The organism is Ignavibacteriales bacterium, assembly GCA_020635255.1.
In the GTDB taxonomy this organism is placed as follows: Bacteria; Bacteroidota; Ignavibacteria; order Tepidaquicellales; family Tepidaquicellaceae; genus JAEYVS01.
Map to the genome: position 1 here is coordinate 1,268,876 of JACKAC010000001.1, position 20,767 is coordinate 1,289,642.

General features: G+C 37.6%; 18 protein-coding genes. 16 read left to right on the forward strand and 2 right to left on the reverse strand.

Going from position 1 to position 20,767, the window contains the following annotated elements; all coding sequences use genetic code 11:
• Positions 1-11: 11 nt before the first annotated feature.
• Complete coding sequence (locus H6614_05725) at positions 12-530, forward strand: hypothetical protein (protein ID MCB9243153.1); 519 nt, start codon at positions 12-14, stop codon at positions 528-530.
• 58 nt (positions 531-588) lie between these two features.
• On the opposite strand, the gene H6614_05730 is transcribed toward H6614_05725, so the two are convergent.
• Positions 589-1,230 (reverse strand): MBL fold metallo-hydrolase, encoded by a 642-nt coding sequence (locus H6614_05730; GenBank protein ID MCB9243154.1) that lies wholly within the window; start codon positions 1,228-1,230, stop codon positions 589-591.
• Positions 1,231-1,291: 61 nt separating this feature from the next.
• Between H6614_05730 and smpB the strand changes: the two genes are divergently transcribed.
• From smpB to H6614_05745, 3 genes are read left to right on the forward strand one after another with little or no spacing between them, the layout of a single operon-like run.
• Complete coding sequence (gene smpB, locus H6614_05735) at positions 1,292-1,744, forward strand: SsrA-binding protein SmpB (protein ID MCB9243155.1); 453 nt, start codon at positions 1,292-1,294, stop codon at positions 1,742-1,744.
• Positions 1,741-2,955, forward strand: coding sequence for a tyrosine--tRNA ligase (locus H6614_05740; GenBank protein ID MCB9243156.1), 1,215 nt, complete (start codon positions 1,741-1,743; stop codon positions 2,953-2,955). Before smpB ends, H6614_05740 begins: the two co-directional genes overlap by 4 nt.
• 30 nt (positions 2,956-2,985) lie before the next feature.
• The gene (locus H6614_05745) at positions 2,986-3,531 is read left to right on the forward strand and encodes an arginine decarboxylase, pyruvoyl-dependent (protein ID MCB9243157.1); all 546 of its coding nucleotides are present in this window, start codon (positions 2,986-2,988) and stop codon (positions 3,529-3,531) included.
• Positions 3,532-3,542: 11 nt separating this feature from the next.
• On the opposite strand, the gene H6614_05750 is transcribed toward H6614_05745, so the two are convergent.
• The gene (locus tag H6614_05750) at positions 3,543-5,060 is read right to left on the reverse strand and encodes a right-handed parallel beta-helix repeat-containing protein (protein MCB9243158.1); all 1,518 of its coding nucleotides are present in this window, start codon (positions 5,058-5,060) and stop codon (positions 3,543-3,545) included.
• Positions 5,061-5,131: 71 nt separating this feature from the next.
• On the opposite strand from H6614_05750, the gene bshC reads away from it, so the two are divergent.
• The 12 genes from bshC (at position 5,132) to H6614_05810 (ending at position 20,711) form a co-directional block, all read left to right on the forward strand.
• Positions 5,132-6,787, forward strand: coding sequence for a bacillithiol biosynthesis cysteine-adding enzyme BshC (gene bshC, locus H6614_05755; GenBank protein MCB9243159.1), 1,656 nt, complete (start codon positions 5,132-5,134; stop codon positions 6,785-6,787).
• 10 nt (positions 6,788-6,797) lie between these two features.
• Entirely contained in the window at positions 6,798-7,745 is a 948-nt protein-coding gene (locus H6614_05760; GenBank protein MCB9243160.1) for a glycosyltransferase family 9 protein, read from the forward strand.
• A gap of 64 nt (positions 7,746-7,809) precedes the next feature.
• The gene (locus H6614_05765) at positions 7,810-7,995 is read left to right on the forward strand and encodes a hypothetical protein (GenBank protein ID MCB9243161.1); all 186 of its coding nucleotides are present in this window, start codon (positions 7,810-7,812) and stop codon (positions 7,993-7,995) included.
• A gap of 5 nt (positions 7,996-8,000) precedes the next feature.
• Positions 8,001-8,468: a hypothetical protein gene (locus H6614_05770; GenBank protein MCB9243162.1), complete on the forward strand. Its 468-nt coding sequence runs from the start codon at positions 8,001-8,003 to the stop codon at positions 8,466-8,468.
• Between the two features lie 14 nt (positions 8,469-8,482).
• Entirely contained in the window at positions 8,483-10,018 is a 1,536-nt protein-coding gene (gene hutH, locus H6614_05775) for a histidine ammonia-lyase (protein ID MCB9243163.1), read from the forward strand.
• Positions 10,019-11,275 carry a serine/threonine-protein phosphatase gene (locus H6614_05780; GenBank protein MCB9243164.1) on the forward strand — a complete coding sequence of 419 codons (1,257 nt, stop codon included), beginning with the start codon at positions 10,019-10,021 and terminating at the stop codon, positions 11,273-11,275.
• An 80-nt stretch (positions 11,276-11,355) separates the two neighbouring features.
• Complete coding sequence (locus tag H6614_05785; protein MCB9243165.1) at positions 11,356-12,768, forward strand: choice-of-anchor B family protein; 1,413 nt, start codon at positions 11,356-11,358, stop codon at positions 12,766-12,768.
• A gap of 81 nt (positions 12,769-12,849) precedes the next feature.
• Positions 12,850-14,247, forward strand: a complete 1,398-nt coding sequence (locus tag H6614_05790; GenBank protein ID MCB9243166.1) for a choice-of-anchor B family protein — start codon at positions 12,850-12,852, stop codon at positions 14,245-14,247.
• 254 nt (positions 14,248-14,501) lie between these two features.
• Positions 14,502-15,890, forward strand: a complete 1,389-nt coding sequence (locus H6614_05795) for a sigma-54-dependent Fis family transcriptional regulator (protein ID MCB9243167.1) — start codon at positions 14,502-14,504, stop codon at positions 15,888-15,890.
• Positions 15,891-15,961: 71 nt separating this feature from the next.
• Positions 15,962-17,101, forward strand: a complete 1,140-nt coding sequence (gene hppD, locus H6614_05800; GenBank protein ID MCB9243168.1) for a 4-hydroxyphenylpyruvate dioxygenase — start codon at positions 15,962-15,964, stop codon at positions 17,099-17,101.
• Positions 17,102-17,213: 112 nt separating this feature from the next.
• Positions 17,214-17,573: an Hpt domain-containing protein gene (locus H6614_05805; protein ID MCB9243169.1), complete on the forward strand. Its 360-nt coding sequence runs from the start codon at positions 17,214-17,216 to the stop codon at positions 17,571-17,573.
• A gap of 66 nt (positions 17,574-17,639) precedes the next feature.
• Positions 17,640-20,711 carry a response regulator gene (locus H6614_05810; GenBank protein ID MCB9243170.1) on the forward strand — a complete coding sequence of 1,024 codons (3,072 nt, stop codon included), beginning with the start codon at positions 17,640-17,642 and terminating at the stop codon, positions 20,709-20,711.
• The last annotated feature ends 56 nt before the right edge of the window (positions 20,712-20,767 follow it).

The window sequence follows — 20,767 nt, forward strand, 5'->3', positions numbered from 1 at the left end:
ATGAAGATAAAGTGATAAAAACATTAATTTTCGTACTGACAGGTTTGTTATTGCTAAGCTACAATGCAAACGCCCAATCAAAGGTTACAGATAATAATTTTAAGTTCTCAATATTCCTTGCTTCAGACTGGACTAAGACAAAAGTAGAAGAAACTCCTAAGAAGGATGCTATATCATATTCATTCGATAATACAGACGGCTCTAACGCACTTATGATACTTGCATTTAAGGTGAATGGAGTAAAGGATATCGATGACTTTATATACAACCTGGAAAAGGATATTGGTCTAAATATTTCTCCTAAGACCAGTACAGGTTATACATCAAAGGATTTCGATAGTTATCAAAGAAAAATGGCATTATATGGAGATGACCAGGTGGTGGAGACTATTTATTATTACACTACTAATAATGAAGGAGCGACTGAGAATTATGCATATGTGTTGAGATTCATTACATTAAAGGACAAATACAACAGTACTGTGGCAAAGGAAATCGAGGAAATAGCAGGGACATTCGAGCCACTTTAACTTTCCTTATGTTATATAACATTTTATCCCGGTAATCAGGATTATGGTTACCGGGTTTTTATTGCAAAAAAGGGTTAGTTTTCTTTTCGCCTGCGACATTAGTTATCTCCATATGTCCCGGAAATAGCGTATAATCGTCCGTAACCTCATTAAAAAGCTTATCCTTGATAGATCTTAACAATGTATCGTAATCGCCATCCATAAGGTCTGTACGCCCAATAGAATTTTTAAATATTACATCTCCGCAGAAGACATTCTTATTTTTGTCATCAATGGCGCATACACTGCCGGGGGAGTGGCCGGGAGTGTGTATAAACCTAAGTTTTGCGCTTCCCACGGGTATAATTGTATTTTCATCGATAAGCTCATCAATTGCAGTCTGCTCATCTATATCAATTCCCATCATTTCGGCTTGTTTCGGGGCGTTATCGAGAAGGAATTTATCGTCAGCATGCATATAGATTGGAACCGAGAAAAGATCCTTAGCAAATTTATTTCCGAGAATATGGTCAATATGACCGTGGGTATTGATTATGTGTGTAATTTTGATACCTTTGTCTTTAACCAGCTTTTCAAGGGCTTGCTTTTCCTCCATGTAAAAGACCGCCGGGTCAAAGATTACGCCTTCGAGTGAGTTTTCATCATAATAGATGTAAGAATTCATCTGGAAAGGATTAACGGGGAGCTGAATAACCTTCATAAATAACTAAATTGATTTTGCTTAGCAGTTTAAATATTTTTAAATACTTGACTTACGCCGTATGAGTGACGATAATACTAAAATTAAAGTAATTGCAACAAACCGTAAAGCTAATTTTGAATACGAAATACTGGCAAAGTATGAGGCGGGAATGTCATTGCTTGGGACAGAAGTAAAATCATTACGGGAGGGAAAAGCCAACCTTAGTGAAGCTTATGCAACGGTGCAAAACGGGGAAGTATGGTTACAGAATTTTCATATTAACGAGTACAAATATGGAAATATAAATAATCATGACCCCATACGGAAGAAAAAGCTTCTATTCCATAAAAGAGAAATTAATAAAATAAGAGCGAGTCTAGAGGAAAAAGGATTAACATTCATTCCTCTGAAAATATATTTTAAGGGGTCGCTTGTAAAGATAGAGATGGGTATAGGAAGAGGTAAAAAGACGTACGATAAGAGAGAATCAATCAAAAAGAGAGAAACCGAAAGGAGAATTAAGCAGATATAATGTTCGCTCCAGTAAATGAACAAATGGACCTCATCAGAAAGGGGACAGTCGATATCATCCCCGAGGACGAGCTGGTAATGAAGCTGGAAAGGTCCAGAAAAGAAAATAAACCGCTTATAGTAAAGCTAGGTGCTGATCCCTCACGCCCGGATCTGCATATAGGACACGCAGTGGTACTTAATAAGCTTCGCGACTTTCAGAATCTGGGTCACATTGCTGTATTGATAATAGGAGATGCTACAGGGATGATAGGAGACCCGACGGGAAAGAAGAAAACCCGTCCGCAGCTCACATGGGATGAAACTCGTGAAAACGGGAAGACATACTATGATCAGGCTTCAAAAATTCTCGATAAAGATAAAACAAAAATATTATATAACAGTGAATGGCTCAATAAGCTGACATTAGTCGATATAATAAACATAATGGGCAAGTTCACTGTCCAGAGGATAATGGAAAGGGATGATTTTGAAAGCAGGTGGGAGAGCGAGCAGGAAATAGCTATGCATGAGCTTCTGTATCCGCTTATGCAGGGATACGATTCGTATGCCATACATGCCGATGTCGAGCTTGGAGGAACCGACCAGAGATTCAATAATTTGGTTGGAAGAGATATGCAGAAGAGGTTTGGTCAGGAGCCGCAGGTGGTAGTTGTGACTCCACTGCTGGAAGGTGTAGATGGAAGCGAGAAGATGAGCAAGTCACTTGATAACGCTATTGGGATTACTGATGAACCGAGGGATATATTTGGTAAGACAATGAGGATACCAGATACATTGATCCATAAATATTTTCAACTCGGTACACAGCTTCCATTGGAAGATCTGGAGGCAATCAGGAAAGAATTAGAACACCCGGATACCAATCCCCGCGATCATAAAAGAAAGCTGGGCATGGAGCTGGTTAAGTTGTACTACGATGAAGAGACAGCCCAAAAAGCAATTGAGGAATTCGATCAGATATTTATTAAAAAGGAAGTACCGGATGATATCCCGGAGCATAAGCTTAACGGTGGTGAAGTAAGACTAACGCAGTTAATGACGGATACAAGGATGACATCGTCGAATTCGGAAGCGCGCAGGCTGATCGAGCAGGGGGGAGTAACAATCGATGGGGAAAAAGTGAGTGATGTGAACTATGTAGTAGGAAAAGGCGAGGAATTTGTGTTAAAGGTAGGTAAAAGAAAGTTTTTACGTGTACTAAGCTACTAATACTCAACAAAAAATCTAAATAGAAAAAAATTGTTCAAACCGACAAAAATCTTTTTTACCAAAGGAGTAGGGAAGCATAAAGACCTGCTTCAGTCATTCGAGCTTGCACTAAGAAATGCAGGTATTGAAAAATGTAATCTTGTAATGGTATCCAGTATATATCCTGCAGGATGTAAACGGCTCTCCAAACAAAAAGGAGTACAGCTGTTAGAGCCGGGTGGAATTACATTTTGTGTAATGGCAAGAAATCAAACAAACGAGCCGAGCAGGTTAATTGCTTCATCTATTGGTGTAGCATTGCCTTCTGATGGAAGCCATTACGGATATATATCCGAGCACCATCCATATGGTGAAAAAGAGAAAGTTGCCGGTGAATATGCTGAGGACCTTGCCGCAACGATGCTTGCGACTACCCTGGGCGTGGATTTTGATCCTGAAACAGCCTGGAACGAAAGGGAACAGGTATATAAGCAAAGCGGAAAGATATTTAAATCATTCAATATTACGCAATCTGCTACCGGTGATAAGGACGGTAAATGGACAACAACCATTGCCGCCGCAGTAATGCTTCCGTAAAAATAGGGAATCTATTTAGATAACACCAGCTTTTTGCTTAAAACAAGACCATTTGCTTCGAGGCGGACGAAGTATATTCCGCTCGGATGCCTTGAAGCATTCCACTGAATTTTATAGGATCCCTGACTTAGCTGTTGATTTACCAGGTTATCAATCTCTCTGCCTATCATATCGAATACTCTTACCTTAACGAATGATACAACTGGTATCTCAAATACAATAGTAGAAATAGGATTAAATGGATTAGGATAACTATCATGTAAGTAATATGATTGAATATTTTTATTTGAACCTATTTCTTGTATATTGACGGGTGGTGCGATTGGTAAATAATCGACAAATCCTAATGAGGCATTATCTGGTTTATGGAAAATGTGCGCTTCTACACTATCGAAATCGATCGTTCCCCAATTATTGTTTTCAGCTTTAATTGAATCAGGAGTATTATTATAAAGGTCATAAATTTGCCCGGAATTGCCATTTCCATAGATATGATTGGCTCCATCGTCAAATGGTGTAGGAGTCGTAAGATTCCCAAGGTTAGGTTTGGCTGTTCCCTGTATTGTAACACCCCATAAATTGCCTCTAATTGCGTTATTCGTACAAATTGCCACTATTGTGCTATTACCATTGAAGTTAAGCCCACTTCCACCAGTATTTGGATTATTATCAATATTATTGCTATCAATGCGGTTATTATCGATTATGGCAAATGTATTTGCGCTTGCCAGAGCTATTCCGTAACGATTATGCGTAATAGTATTTCCTTCGATGCGTATATTGGCATTTCCGATAGGTAGGAATGCTATCCCGCCAGCCATAGGGAATGGACCGCCCCGTATTATGTTATTTTTTATTAAAATAGTATCAGTTCCGGTAGCTCCAAAGTTAATTTGGGGATAATTGCCATTATCAGTATCGTTTTCATAGATCAGGTTATTTATAATTTTCGGTGCTGAGCTGATGTTTGCCCCGGATTGGATGGCGGCACGACGATTTCTGTATATTATATTATTAGAAATCATAGGATTTGACTGAAAAAGCGCAATTGCACCACTACCGAAGGAGCTGTTTTGGGTATTATATCGAATAATGCAGCTATCGATTATCATATCGGAATTCAGGAGGCGGATAGCGTTTCCATATTCCATTATAACTTTTTTCAAGATTGAAGGATCACTGAATTCCTCGAATTTAAGTCCAAGGAATTTTTGATTGGTATCGGCTGCTGTTATCTTGAATGAATCCGGGGGAGTTATTCGAAACACCCCGAAAATATCGATCATTGTATTCCCGGCAAATTTAAAGTTACCGTTAGAAGTGACCTTTATCGTATCGGATGCTGATATTACCAGAGTATCGTTAAGGTAATATTCTCCACCAGAAAATGTAACCACACCGCTAGAATTAGAAACCAGGTCTGTAAGAGTCCAGCTGACCCCTGTGCCGGGTGTAGAATAATCTGAATAGGCTTTAGATGAAAATGAGATCAAAAGTATTATCAGAAGAAAAGGGAGTAGTTTTCGCAATTTGAATTAAATTTTATATTTATATTAGGTATTTTGATAATAACAAACATTTTAAATACAGAAAATTCAATATGTCAGTATCTTTTTTAGAGAGAAACGATTTCAATGAACTATATCTTGACTATACGCACAGTTTTGAGAAAGTTAAGGATTTTTTTACCTATGATTACAGGAATGAGAAAGAATTTATTCGATGTGCCGAGGATAAGAAGAGGACGTACCTAAAGAACGCTAACTTCGACAGAAACCAGCTTGCTGAAATTTTAACTGAGCAAAACGAGAATTTTAATTCATCACAGGCTGCGCTAACAAATATAGAGCAGTTGCGGGAAGAATATACATATGCGGTTGTCACAGGACAGCAGGTAGGAATGCTTAGCGGACCGCTTTACACAATATATAAAGCAATAAATACGATAAAGTTGGCGAACGAACTCAGCGGGAAATTTCCCGATTACAAATTCGTTCCGGTTTTCTGGCTGGAATGTGAAGACCACGATTTCCTGGAAATTAATAATATCAGTGTCCTTAATAAAAAGAACGAGCTGGAAAAGGTATCTTATTATGAAGGGGGAGAGCCAAAGGAAAAGTATCTGACTCCGGTAGGGAAGATAGTACTCGATGAATATATAAATAAATTCAAAGACGGGATCAAGGAAGCACTGCAAGAGACTGATTTTACCGGAGAGCTAACCGAGGCAATCGATAAAGCATATTCTGAAGGTGTTGACATGAAGACGGCATTTGCTCGGTTTTTGAATTATGTAATAAAGGATTCGGGATTAGTGTTCTGCGATTCGTCCGATGTGAGAATAAAAGAGTTTCTTGTGCCTGTATTCGAGAAGGAGCTGGCAACATTTTCACAGTTGAGTGAGATAGTGATAGGAACGACTGCTGATATAGAAGTGAACTACGAACCGCAGGTAAAGCCAAGGGCTATAAACCTTTTTTATTTACATGAAGAGAATCGGTACGCTCTTCAGCCGCACGAGAGCAGGCTGATCGCGTTAAAGAATTCGAGACAGAAGTTCGAGAAGGAAGAATTGTTTCAGATACTATACGCAACGCCGGAGAAATTCAGCACAAACGTAATAACGAGACCGATCGCACAGGATTATCTATTGCCGACAATAGCGTATGTAGGTGGTCCGTCGGAGATATCATACTTCGCCCAGCTAAAAGGCGCATATGAGTATTTTGGTGTTACAATGCCTGTGGTATTCCCGAGGACTACGGTTACATTGCTCGAGAAGAGGGTAACTGCGTTCCTGGAAAAGAATTCGCTGGACTTTGTCGATCTTTTCAATGAGAGAGCTTTATCAGAAAAACTAATTGCAAAGACTGACCAGACAAATGTTGAAGAGCTCTTCACAAAATATCTCGACGCGCTGAACAGTCTCAATTTTGAGTTCGCAAATGAACTGGAACAGGTAGACAAGAACGTTGTGAATTCGCTAAAGAACAAAGCTCAGAAGAACGTAGAGATCATAGAAGACTTTAAGAAAAAATTTCAAGATTCACAGTTAAGGCAAAACGACACAAATCTTGTCAAAATGAGGTCAGTAATAGAATCTGTTTATCCGAATTCTACATTACAAGAAAGAGTATACAATATTACTTATTTCTTAAACAAATATAGCCCGGATCTAATCAATTACTTATATAACGAAATCAACCTCTGGGATTTCGATCACCAGGTGATAGGTATATCGCCTGACGAAGAGTAAACATAGATTATTGGCAGGGATAAAAAAAATACTTATTGTAAGATTATCTTCTTTCGGGGATATCATTCTTACGTTCCCACTTATAAATATCCTCAAAAATAAATTTCCTCAATCACACATTTCCTTTGTTGTAAAAGATAAGTATGCAGATCTTGTTAAGCTTAATCCAAAAGTAGATGAAGTAATAAACTATTATACCGACGGGGGAGAAGATTTAAAAACAGCACTCAAGAGTGCAGGTTATGAGGTTGTATTAGATCTCCAGAATAATCCCCGAAGCAGAATATTGACGAACGGGCTTAAGAACGTATACAGGTTTAAGAAAGATAATTTCAAAAAATTTCTCCTTGTCCGGTTCAAAATAAACAAACTCAAGGATGCAGAACCTGTTTACAAAAGGTACATCAGAACGGCATCTGAAGCATTTGGGATTGGTGAGGGCGAGATGATGTTCACCCCATCTGAAATCAGCACTGACACCGGTAAAAAACCTGATTCGAATTATGTTGTTGTCGCACCTTCATCGAGGCATTTCACAAAGACATATCCTAAAGAAAAGTTTGTTGAATATATAAAATCAAATCCCGATACCAACTATTTGCTTGTAGGGGATGATTCAGAGGAAGACAAAGAGATATGCTCTACCATAGAAAATGAAACAAATAACACAATCAACCTATGCGGGCAATTGTCTTATGCAGAGCTTGCAGGAATAATTGGCGGTAGTGATCATGTAATATGCAATGACAGTGGTATACTTCACCTATCAGAAGCGATGGGGAAGAGGGTGGTTGCAATATTTGGAAGCACAGTAAAAGAATTCGGATTCTTTCCGCAATTAAAGGAATCGCTTGTTTACGAAATCGAGGGCTTGAAATGCAGACCATGCAGTCATATTGGATTACCTTCCTGCCCGCTGGGACATTTTAAGTGCATGAACGAGATAGAATTGGAATGATAATATTTCAATTTCTTTTGTAGAGTAATTAGTTTAATTTGGTCAAACTTTAATACAAAACTGTATGTCAACAAAGGAAATATTAAAAAGCACTTCGGGAAAAATCGTTGAGATCCTAAACAGGGACTCAGATCCGACAATGTGGATAGTTAGCGTTTATAAAAGGATCTTGTTCTTTAAGAAGAAGGTCGCATCGGAATGGTTCAGTAAAAAAGAAGACGCCCTCGAATTTGCCAATAACATAAAATAAAAAACATGAAAAAACTAATTACATGTTTGGTTTTTTGTTGTGCTTTTGTTGCAGGTTGTGATGAATCTACTACCGATGTTATTATAACAGAGCAATTGGTAGCAGAGTATCCCGGTGATTCCGTTTCAACAACGGGTTCAGGAGCCGCCACAAAGACCTCAACGATTTCTTCCAGCTCGTTAGATTTTACAAATGCTGACAGCATGAGAATAAAAATTACTTACTGGGGTTCGACGAACAACACCTCGACAAACGCTATAAATATTGGCTACATATTTAGCACATCACCTGATTCTAATGTATATGTTTATTCCATTCCAAGTTCCATCGTTACTACAGCTGAAACTACGCTGGATGTAACAATCGGATCGCCCAAAGTAAACAAATCCTTCATTTACAATTTGGTCTATCTTAATACTGATGGATTTGGAGGTTATTTAAAGTTTAAAGACCTAAAGATATACAGGAAATAATTTAAAATCTATAAATGGCTGGTAAAACTTTCGAAATTGACGGTAAGAATCTAACGATAGATAATTCAGTACGAATAGTAACGGGCAGTTATAAAATAAAATTAAGTTCGGCTTCAAGATCAAAGATAAATGCATCGAGAAAGCTGATCGATAAATGGATAGATGCTGATGAAGTCATTTATGGAATTACAACAGGTTTCGGTGAATTTAAGGATGTGAAAATTCCCAAAAAGGACAGAATAAAATTACAACGCAATCTTGTCATATCACACTCAGCAGGGGTAGGGAGTTACATCCCGGATTACATTGTCAGGTTAATGATACTTTTCCGGATAAATTCATTAGCAAAAGGCTATTCAGGGGTAAGGCTGGAGCTTATGGAGTTTTTGGTAAAGTTCTTTAACAGTGGGATAGTACCTCTAATTCCTTCACAGGGTTCGGTTGGCAGTTCCGGCGACCTTGCACCGCTCTCACATCTCGCATTGTCATTTATTGGTGAGGGATATTGTAAATACAATGGCAAGGTATTGAAAAGCACGGAAGCATTGAAGAAATGCGGAATGAAACCTATCGAGCTTCATGCTAAAGAAGGATTGGCATTGATAAACGGTACTCAGATGATGAGTGCTTATATGTGTATGGCTTTATATGAAGCACAGAGGTTATCTATTTTAGCGGATATATCGGGAGCTTTATCTTTGGAAGCGTTAAGGGGAACAAACAAAGCGTTTTCGGCTAATTTACAGAAAGTTCGGTCACACAAAGGACAGGAACAGTCAGCGGATAATCTTAGGCGCTTGCTGAAAGGAAGTGAAATCATGGAGTCGCATAAGGACTGCGGTAAAGTACAGGATGCATATTCACTTCGCTGTATGCCACAGGTCCACGGAGCAATAAAAGATACGATAAATTACTGTGCTGGAATTCTGGAAACCGAAATAAATTCAGTTACGGATAATCCATTAATATTTCCCGAAACAGGGGAGCGTGTGGAAGGCGGAAATTTTCACGGCGAACCGATAGCCTTAATTGGAGATTTTCTTTCAATTGCTATTACTGAACTTGGAAATATTTCAGAAAGAAGAACAGCAAGACTTGTCGATGGAAGTTTAAGCGGATTGCCACGATTTTTGACTGATAAAGGAGGACTTAATTCCGGTCTTATGATAGCGCAATATACGGCGGCCGCATTGGTAAGTGAGAATAAAGTTCTATCTCACCCGGCATCGGTTGATTCGATACCAACAAGCGCTAACCAGGAAGATCATAACTCAATGGGGTCAATTTCATCGAGAAAATGCTTTGATATTGTAAATAACACAAAGAAAATAATTTCGATCGAATTTCTCTGCGCGGTACAGGGAATAGATTTTTTAAGACCTTTGAAAAGTGGAAAAGGGGGAGAGACAGCTTACCAATATATCAGAAATAGAAGTGATCATATCGAAGAAGATGTTATACTCGAAGAAGAAATGTCAAACATGAGTTCGATAGTTTTTGAGTCGGGTTTCATTTCGGCAGTTGAGAAAAAAACAGGTAAACTAAACTAAGTGGAACAAAAAAGATTATATAAGACAATCGAAACGATCTCCAAGGATGCTCCGAAATTCAAATCGGATGAGGAATTACTATGCCATGTGCTGGGTGAGATTATTAAAAGTGAAGAGATAGAAATAATCGGAGGAAGAGTTTGGAAGCTTACTCCTGAGAAAGATGCATATGTTTTAATACAGCAAATGGGTGATGTGGAACCAATTGAAGATGATTATAAAATAGCTATCAGGGATTATCCAATAGTTAGAGAAATTGGTAAGAAAAGATCGGTGATTGCAAAAGAGACAGACGATTATTTGATCAAGAAGGGGATTTATCATTACTCGGCAACGGGTGTAGGGGAGAGATATAAAATTCGTTTTCTGGACGAAGACGAAGATAAATCCTATTTGTATGAATACCTTATTGCTTTAAATGCCAAACAACTTGGAAATGATCTATTAGACACACTAAATATAATTAGTACAACACTCAGCTCCATATTAAAAACCAGGGATATTGAATCGGAAGCGAAGACTAATATTGTAGAGCTCGAGAAAGCACGAGAAATACAAAGAAATATTTTACCCGAACATGAGATGAGTTTCGGAAATTATGAGATGTTCGGAGTATCTATACCGGAAAATATAGTCGGAGGTGATTTCTTTGATTATTTAAAGTCTGAAGATAGCGATATTTTAGGTGTGGCAATAGCCGATGCGGCGTCTAAGGGAATATCAGCAGCCGCACAGTCGCTTTATGTGTCAGGAGCACTCAAGATGGGTGTTGAGTTCGACATTAAGATGACTTCATTAATAAAGAAAGTGAACAGGCTTATATACGAACTTTTCCCTTTTGAACGATTTGTAACTTTATTCTATTGTGAGCTGTTTAAAGACACAAAGGGACTTTGTATTTATGTAAATGCGGGTCATAATAGACCTCTTTTTTATAAATCAGAGACAGGAAGCGTTTCCGAACTGGCAACTACCGGTCCAGTGCTCGGACCCTCCCCGGAGCAGGAATATTTTTACGAAAGTATTCTCATAAAGAAAAATGATGTTCTGATCCTCTATACAGATGGTATAGTTGAGGCTATGGATTCGAAATATGAGCTTTATGGTGAAGAAAGGCTTAAGAATGTCATTTTAAAAAACGCTGAAAAAAGCCCAAAAGAGCTTTGCAATGCTATCATTGAAGACGTGCAGATATATTCTGCCGGTGGCGAATATGCAGATGATAAAACGCTAGTTGTTATTAAGAGAGTAAATTAATCGCTTTTTTATTATTACAGTAATTTATAATATATTTCTTGTCTTGGGGGAAATCAGTATTAACTCTTAAAAACACCAACATGAAAAAAATCCTTACTCTACTGTTGTTTTGTTCAGTAGCATTCTTATCAAATAATTCATTCGCCCAATTAGGAAATAATAACACATATCTCTTATCCAATCTCAGACCACATGCAGGAGCGAGTGCAACATCCGCATATTTTTCTGCATTATGGGGTTATAGAGCACCTGACGGAAGAGAATATGCTATTCTTGGATGTGATAGCGGGACTTCCTTCATTGATATAACGGATTCTGCAAACATTGCAGAGGTAGCCTTTTTGAAAGGTAATGTAAGTGACTGGAGAGAAATGAAAACATATTCGCACTATGCATACATAGTCTCTGAAGCAAGTAACAGCTTCCTTCAAATCGTTGATCTACAGTATCTGCCTGATTCTATCCATTACCTTGGAACCTGGCAATACTCAGGATACACACATACACACTCAATTCAGCAATCAGGACCTTATTTGTATCTTCATGGTGGAAACGTATCCCCCGGTGGTTCAGATGTGGGTGGACTTACGATCGTGGATGTAACAAATCCAGAAGTTCCAGTAAAGAGGGGATCATGGTCAAATGAATATGTGCACGATAGCAGGGTAATAGATGACACAATATATGCATGTAATATATATGATCCGCCCGGAACTGTTACAATAATTAACGCAGTGGATAAAGATAATCCGACGACGGTTACTTCCTGGGTTAATAATCCGAATCCATTCCCGCATAACTGTGCGCTTACAACTGATAAGAAATACATATATACAACAGATGAAACTTCATCACCAAACGGTAAGCTAAAAGTTTGGAACATACAGGATCTGCAAAACATAACATATGTTACATCGTGGCAACCGACAGGTATAACTACGGCGATCGTTCATAATGTCGAAATATATGGTGATTATGCAGTGATAGCACATTACTCAGCGGGTATCAGGATCCTTGATATTTCAAATCCGACAAGCCCTGTTGAAGTTGCATGGTATGATACATATACAAACAATAATAGCTCAAATTATAACGGTTGCTGGGGAGTATATAAATTCCCATCAGGAAAGATAATTGGTTCTGATAGACAGAAGGGATTATTTGTTATTAAGACAAATATAAGTGCTTTGACTGAAGTGCCCGGTAATACAAGCCAATTACCAGAAGGTTTCGAATTATCACAAAATTATCCGAATCCATTTAATCCTTCTACAAAGATCAACTTTTCGATCCCGAAAAACGCATTTGCAAGCCTCAAAATATATGATATTACCGGGAAGCAGGTGGCTACGGTATTTAATGATAGAAGGGATGCGGGAGTATACGAAATATCAATTGACGCAGGAAAATATGGTCTGTCGAGCGGGGTATATTTTTATGAATTAAGGGCAGGTGATTTTATTCAGACTAAAAAAATGATATTGACGAAGTAATATATTTTAGTGAAATTTAGATATCATGGGGGATATTAAAAGATATCCCCTTTTTTATTAATAATGAAAGGAAACTGTTTGATGAAAAAATTATACGTTTTGATCTTTGCTTTCATTTTACTTTCCAACCTTGCATACTCTCAGCTTGGTAATCACGAAATGTACTTGCTTAAAAATCTGAATGAGCATCCCGGAGCAGGAGGGAATCTGTATTCCGCATTATGGGGATATGTTGCTCCTAATGCAAGAGAATATGCTCTTCTTGGAGCATACACTGGAACCTCGTTTGTGGATATAACTGACTCAGCGGATATTCATGAAGTTGATTTTCTTCCGGGTACATCCAGCAATTGGCGTGAAATGAAAACACATTCACATTATGCATATATTGTTACTGACGTTGCTTCGTCGAGCACGGGAATACAAATTGTTGATCTGCAATATCTCCCGGACTCTGTGCATTTTGTGAAAAACTGGAGTGTAAATGGTATAATGAAGATTCACACAATTTCAACCGAAGGTAATTATCTATATATAAATGGCGGACAAAGCACAAGTAACGGCGGTATTGCAATAGTCGATATATCTGATCCCGAGAATCCAGTTCTTAGAGGAACGTGGGATGAAAAATACGTTCACGATTGCCGGGTAGTGGAAAACAGGGTGTTTGCGTGTAATATTTATTCATCAGACGGTGGAACGGTAACTGTAATCGACGTGTGGAATAAAGATAATCCTGTTACTATTGGTTCATGGGCAAATAATCCTAATCCCGGTCCCCATAACTGTGCTATTACGCCCAACAGAAAGTATTGTCTGGTAACAGATGAGATAAATGGTAACCCCAGGCTGCTAAAGATCTGGGATATCCAAAATCTGAGCAATGTCGTACAGGTTGGAACATGGCAACCAACAGGAATAACAACATCTATAGTTCACAACGTCGAGATATATGGTAAATATGCTGTAGTTGCACATTATACTGCCGGTGTAAGGGTCATTGACATCTCTAATGTGGCATCACCAACTGAAGTCGCATGGTATGATACATATCCATCGGATAACGGTTTTACGTATGACGGATGTTGGGGTGTATATATGTTTCCATCAGGTAAGATAATTGGATCAGACAGACAGACAGGTTTATATGTTTTAAAAACAACTTTTGCGCTTGTAACCGGGTTGCAGGGGAATGGAAGTTTATTACCGGATAATTTTGTGTTATCGCAGAATTACCCAAATCCGTTCAATCCATCTACAAAGATAAGTTTTTCGATTCCAACCAATTCTGTTGTTTCCTTAAAAGTATTTGATATCAGTGGGAAAGAAGTAGCGACCATAGTTAATGATAGGAGAGATGCAGGCACTTATGAAGTGACTTTTGATGCAGGTAAGTACGGTTTAACAAGTGGTGTATACTTTTACAAACTTACAACACCTGAACACAGTGAGACAAAAAGAATGATATTGGTTAAGTAGAATTTTATCTATAATTTTTTGAAAAAAGGAGCATTTTTAAATGTTCCTTTTTCTTTTGTAAAAATTTAAGCATTAAAATAATTGTTTTGATTTAATAGTTTATTTACTATATTTGTACATGAAGGGCATATGAGGGGGTTAGAAATTGAGTTCTAACCCCCTATTTATTATTAGATTAATATTTAAATGGTTTATTGTATATTTAAGATTTTCAAGCATAGCCCGGTTTAAAAACGAAATAAAAAGACTATACTATGGCAAAAATACTTGTTGTAGATGATGAAGTAACTTCAGCTGCGATAATGAAGAAAGTCTTGGAGCAAGAGGGACATGAGGTAACAACCGTTACTGATGGAAAAACTGCATTAGAGAAGGTAAAGCAGTATGATTTCGAGGTATTGGTAACTGATTTCAATATGCCAAAAATGAATGGAATGCAGTTAACCAGGGAAGTACTTGAGCTTGAACCGGATCTTGTTGTTATTTTGATTACTGCTTATTTTTCGATTAAATCTGTTGTAGAAGCGATAAAGCTTGGTGCCTTTGATTATCTGACTAAGCCAATCAACAAAGATGAGCTTGTACTCGCGGTAAATAGGGGATTGGAAAAAGTCAATCTCATGAATGAAAACTTATTCTTAAAATCCAGTCTTCAGAAATCTATGGATAAAGAACATGATGATGAATCATACTCGACAACAAGTAAAGAGATGCAGGAAATATTAAAAGAAGTTAAAAAAGTTGCCAGATCCAATTCGACAATTCTTATAACAGGTGAAAATGGTACGGGTAAAGAAGTTCTCGCGAAGTATATCTATAAGAATAGTACAAGGGCAGACCAACCATTTATTGTCGTAAACTGTGCAGCAATACCGAGCCAGCTTCTCGAATCAGAATTATTCGGTCATGCAAGGGGTGCCTTTACTGGGGCAATAAAGGATCATAAAGGGTATTTCGAAATTGCAAATAATGGAACGTTATTTCTCGATGAAATTGGTGAAGTAGAGCCAATGCTCCAGGTAAAATTATTGCGTGTGCTTCAGGAAAAAGAGTTTTCTAAGGTTGGGGATACAAAGATAAGACATACCAATGTAAGAATAATTGCAGCAACAAATAGAGACCTTAAAAAAATGATCGAAGAAGGGACATTTAGGGAAGATCTATATTACAGATTAAACGTATTTGAGTTTCACCTACCGGCTTTAAGGGAAAGACCTGAAGACATTGAATTTTATTTTGAAAAGTTTATCAAAGAGTATTCTCATAATAATGATGTGAAGATCAAAAGTATTTCGCCGGAAGTAAAAGAAATACTTACTCATTACAACTGGCCCGGTAATATCCGTGAACTGAAAAATATTGCAGAAAGGGTATCAATACTTTGTGACGACGGGAAAATAAGTCCGGACCTTCTGCCTGATAAACTGAAGGGGAATACTCAAGTTGTTACTGTAACAAGTGATTATTCCGAAAATAAAGATAATGTGATCAGGGATTTCGAATCGAAGTTTATAAGAAAATACCTGAAATTGAATAAAGGAAATGTTGCCGCGACTGCGAAAGCTATAAACTTTCATCCTGTTAGCCTTAGACAAAAGATATATAAGCTGGGAATAGATCCAAAAGAGTATAAAAATTTTTGAAATTAATTAATCGTCCATTTATGCTATATTAAGATTTGAATGGGATTTACTTAATTTAAAGTTAGTGAGAAATGGAAACCACACAAGAATTACAGCAAAAAGATACCGTCCAAGTAGAGGATTTTCTTCCTCTAAAGAGAATTGACCATGTAGAATTTTATGTTGGTGATGCCAAACAATCTTCATTTTTCTATCAATATGCAGTTGGTTTTAAGCTAAAGTATTATGCAGGTCTTGAAACGAAAAATAAAGAAACAAGTTCATATGTGCTGGAGCAAGGAAAGATCAGGTTCGTTTTAACATCCGCAAATACTGACGATTCATTTGTTGCCGAGCATCATAAAAAACACGGTGATGGAGTTCGTGACATTGCTTTTGAAGTCGATGATGCAGAGAGTGCCTACAACGAGACAGTCAAAAGGGGGGCAATTAGTGTTTTAGAGCCTACAAAATTCGAAGATGAAAACGGATATATTATAAAATCTTCAATCGCAACTTACGGAGATACAATACATTCATTTATTGATAGAAGGAACTATAATGGTAATTTTCTTCCCGGATTCATGAATGCAGAAGAAAGAGGTGTCAAAGGTATTAAGGACGTAAACCTTCGTTCTATAGACCACATGGTAGGTAATGTCGAACTTGGAAAGATGAACCACTGGGTTAATTTCTATGCACAGACAATGGGGTTCAATCAGCTTATCTCATTTGATGATAAAGATATCTCAACCGAGTATACAGCGTTGATGAGTAAGGTGATGCAGAATGGTACAGGAAAGATCAAATTTCCGATCAACGAGCCGGCACAGGGAAAGAAAAAGTCACAGATTGAAGAATACTTGGATTTTTATAAAACAGGCGGTGTACAACATATTGCTTTAACGACTCCCAACATTATAGATACTGTGAAAGAATTGAGGAATAGGGGAATTGAGTTTCTTACTGTTCCAACGACATATTATTCCGAATTAGAGGGAAGAGTCGGTAAGATCGAAGAGGAACTGGAAGAACTTGAAGAGCTTGGAATTTTGGTGGATAGAGATGATGACGGATATCTGCTCCAGATATTTACCAAACCTATTGTTGAACGTCCTACTTTGTTTTTTGAGATAATACAAAGGCGAGGTGCAAGGAGTTTTGGTAAGGGTAATTTTAAAGCTTTATTTGAAGCGATCGAAAGGGAGCAGGCTTTAAGAGGAACTCTATAGGCAACTATCGAGCGCCTTAGTATGTTTTTTGAAGCCCTTTGGTTTTGACAAAATCTCAGGGCTTTATTTTTAACATATAGCTAAAACACTATATTTAATTAAATCTAAATAAATGAAACCATCTACCGAGGAACTTGTTGACATGAATGTGATAGAGGGTTTGAAAGAGCTGGGTGACGGCGATACGGATTCTTTTTTTAAGGAAATTGTTGAGCTGTACATTGACCAAGCAGTCGGTTTAATTAATGAAATTAAAGAACTTGCAGCATCCGGAGATGCTGAGAAGTTAGGAAAAACAGCCCACACACTAAAAGGAGCAAGTTTGAATGTAGGTTCAAAGCTTTTCGCCGAAGTATGTAAAACTATTGAATTGGCTGGAAAACAGAATAATTTAGCTGAAATTGGCAGTGAAGTTGATAAACTTGATGAATTACATATACTTACTATTGAAGAGCTAAAAAAGTATTATTAAATTGTAAATAAGGCATAGTATTTGCACAATTGATTGTTTTGAAGGTAATTTACGTATAAATATTATATGACAGATAGTTCATTTTTCGAAAATATTGGTAAAGAATTTGATATAAAATCTGAAGAAGATTTTAAAGATGCGCTGGCGTGGTTATCACAGGTACCATCATATCTTAAGGTACCGGAAAATGTAGAGAAGCTTATATCAGGATTGAGGGAGCATTTTTCTGAGTCACAATCAGAAGAGCAGAGACCTGTATATTATGAGAATAAAGAATATCTTTTAAAGAACCTCCGCAGACTTTCTAAAGAAATATTAAAAGATTCAGATTACAATAAACTCGATCTGGACAGTCTGAGTACACAAAAGCTAACCGAGATAACTTTAAACTTTCTTAACGAACGAAGAAAAACCCCGGGTGAGTTACATGTAATGGATCCAAGATTTTTTTACCTGCTTAAAAATTTAAATGAGGTTGTCTTTCAACTTGATTCATCAGGTAAGATATTATATTTGAACTCGCACTGGACTGATCTTACAGGATTTTCTGTTGAGGAATCGATAGGCAAGAATTTCCTTAATTATATACATGAGGATGATTTTTCACAGTACGAAGAAAAGATAAAATCATTTATTAATAAGGGTGAGAGTTTGACAGTAGAAGAGCTCCGCTGGCTTACAAAAAAGGATACTTACATTTGGGTAGAGCTTTCTTCAAACGTAAATAGAGAGGGGAATGAAGTAATAATATCCGGTTCTATAAAGGATATTTCAAGAACACGCGACATAGAGAAAGAGCTTAAAAAAATAGAAAACAGATATGATACTGTTTTAAACACGGTAAAGGATATTGTATATCAGACCGACAAAGAAGGCAAATGGACCTATCTGAGTAACGCATGGGAAAAAACTACAGGTTTTACTGTTAAGGAAAGCCTGGGTAGAATAACGAAAGAATTTATTCATGCTGATGACAGGGAAAGGCATGGTGAGATCCTTAGAAGCATGATCGAAAAGAATGCGGACTTTGATCACGGTCATTTTAGAATTACAAGGAAGGATGATGAGACGAGGCTGTTTGAGTACAGTAGATTTTTAATTTATGATGAGGATAATAATTTTATTGGTACAACGGGTACACTTACGGACGTTACTGAAAGAAAGAAATGGGAAGAAGAGCTTATTAAAGCAAAAGAAGCTGCTGAGGAAGCCGCAAAAGTTAAATCCGAATTTCTTGCCATAATGAGTCATGAGATACGTACTCCGATGAATGGTGTTATTGGTATGACAGGTTTATTAATGGAAACGGATCTTACACCGGAACAGAGGGAATTTGTTGAGACAATTCGGGTAAGTGGTGATACACTGCTGACTTTAATAAACGACATTCTTGACTTCTCAAAGATCGAATCCGGTAAAATGGAGCTGGAAGAACAGCCTTTCGAGCTTAAGGAGTGCATCGAAGACGCTTATGACCTACTCGCTTCAAAAGCGGTGGAGAAGAAGCTCGACCTTTTACATCTTATAGAAAAAGATGTTCCACCATTTATCATAGGGGATGTAACAAGGTTAAGACAGATACTGGTAAACCTTGTCAGCAATGCTGTAAAATTTACTAATGAGGGTGAAGTTTTTATTTCCGTCAGGAATATATCGGATAATCCGGAAGAGTTGTTGTTAGAATTTTCCGTTAAGGACACCGGTATCGGTATACCTCCTGAAAAGTTAGATGTTATATTTGAATCGTTTTCACAGGTAGATTCTACAACCACACGGAAATACGGCGGTACTGGACTTGGCCTGGCTATTTGCTCAAAACTCGTAAACCTAATGGGTGGCAAAATATGGGTGGAGAGTACGCCTGGGAAGGGCTCTATATTCCACTTCACAATGAAGTCGAAACCTGCACAACTCGCACCTGCTAAAATATATCTTAAGTCAACCATGTCGGTCTTACAGGATAAGAGAGTTCTTATTGTTGATGACAACGAAACAAACAGACATATACTGACACTCCAATGTCAAATGTGGGGAATGATACCGCGAACAGCTTCAAGCGGGGAGGATGCATTAAGAATTATTAAAGACAAGGCACCGTTCGACCTCGCTATCGTAGATATGCTCATGCCGGAAATGGATGGTTTACAGCTTGGACAAGAAATAAGAAAGCTTAGAACTCCTAAACAACTTCCAATGATCATGCTGACGTCTGTTGGCAAACAGGAGGAGAATGAAAAACAGTTCAAGGAACTTTTTACCGCATATTTATCTAAACCCGTTAAACAGTCATACTTGCTTGACGTTCTTCTAAAAGTATTTTCAGATGAGATTAAACAAAAGCTGGAACTGATTGAATCGGAAAAGACAAAAGATCTGAATGAAAGAGTACCGTTGAGGATACTTGTTGCTGAAGATAATATTATAAATCAAAAACTGGTACTTAAGATACTTCAACAATTAGGTTACAGATCAGATGTGGCAAGTAATGGTACGGAAGTCATTGAATCATTAAGAAGACAGTATTATGATATAGTGTTTATGGATATACAAATGCCCGAAATGGACGGTCTAGAAACAACTAAGTATATTCATAACCATTGGAAAAAAGAAAATCGCCCGGTTATTATTGCTATGACTGCTAATGCAATGAAAGGTGACAGGGAACGATTTATATCGGAAGGAATGGATGATTACATTAGTAAACCGATCATGATGGAAGAAGTTCAGAACCTTCTTAGGAAGTGGGGAAGAACTACGAAAGAACTTCAGAAGAATGGTAAGCACCAGATCAAATCCAGCCTCATGCTTGACCTTAATTTGATCTCCGGCTTAAACACCGAGTCGAATAATGGCAATGATTTCTCTAAGGTAGTGGACCTTTACATCAATGTTGCTCCCGAGATATTGAATGAACTAAGTAACTCTTACCTTGAGCAGGATGTCGATAAATTCAGGAAATCAGCAAATAACCTCAAAAGAATTAGCTTCAAAGTAGGTGCAAAGAGGCTTGCAGAGCTGTGTATGAAGCTCGAGCATATCGATTCAGGAGTTGATTTCGATGAGCTTGGTAAGATAGTCGAAAGAATGAAGGATATTTACAATATTACTACCAACGAGCTAAAGCAAATAGCCGTATAATCTCCCTATACCGCTTATTTATCTTATAATTTAATAATATACAGCGTATATTACCA

Excerpts from the sequence above, each read along its gene's own strand:
- H6614_05730 (MCB9243154.1), bottom strand. The coding sequence starts at position 1,230 with ATGAAGGTTATTCAGCTCCCCGTTAATCCTTTCCAGATGAATTCTTAC.
- H6614_05765 (MCB9243161.1), top strand. The coding sequence starts at position 7,810 with ATGTCAACAAAGGAAATATTAAAAAGCACTTCGGGAAAAATCGTTGAG.
- H6614_05785 (MCB9243165.1), top strand. The coding sequence starts at position 11,356 with ATGAAAAAAATCCTTACTCTACTGTTGTTTTGTTCAGTAGCATTCTTA.
- hutH (MCB9243163.1), top strand. The coding sequence starts at position 8,483 with ATGGCTGGTAAAACTTTCGAAATTGACGGTAAGAATCTAACGATAGAT.
- H6614_05770 (MCB9243162.1), top strand. The coding sequence starts at position 8,001 with ATGAAAAAACTAATTACATGTTTGGTTTTTTGTTGTGCTTTTGTTGCA.
- H6614_05805 (MCB9243169.1), top strand. The coding sequence starts at position 17,214 with ATGAAACCATCTACCGAGGAACTTGTTGACATGAATGTGATAGAGGGT.
- H6614_05790 (MCB9243166.1), top strand. The coding sequence starts at position 12,850 with ATGAAAAAATTATACGTTTTGATCTTTGCTTTCATTTTACTTTCCAAC.
- H6614_05795 (MCB9243167.1), top strand. The coding sequence starts at position 14,502 with ATGGCAAAAATACTTGTTGTAGATGATGAAGTAACTTCAGCTGCGATA.
- bshC (MCB9243159.1), top strand. The coding sequence starts at position 5,132 with ATGTCAGTATCTTTTTTAGAGAGAAACGATTTCAATGAACTATATCTT.
- hppD (MCB9243168.1), top strand. The coding sequence starts at position 15,962 with ATGGAAACCACACAAGAATTACAGCAAAAAGATACCGTCCAAGTAGAG.
- H6614_05810 (MCB9243170.1), top strand. The coding sequence starts at position 17,640 with ATGACAGATAGTTCATTTTTCGAAAATATTGGTAAAGAATTTGATATA.
- smpB (MCB9243155.1), top strand. The coding sequence starts at position 1,292 with ATGAGTGACGATAATACTAAAATTAAAGTAATTGCAACAAACCGTAAA.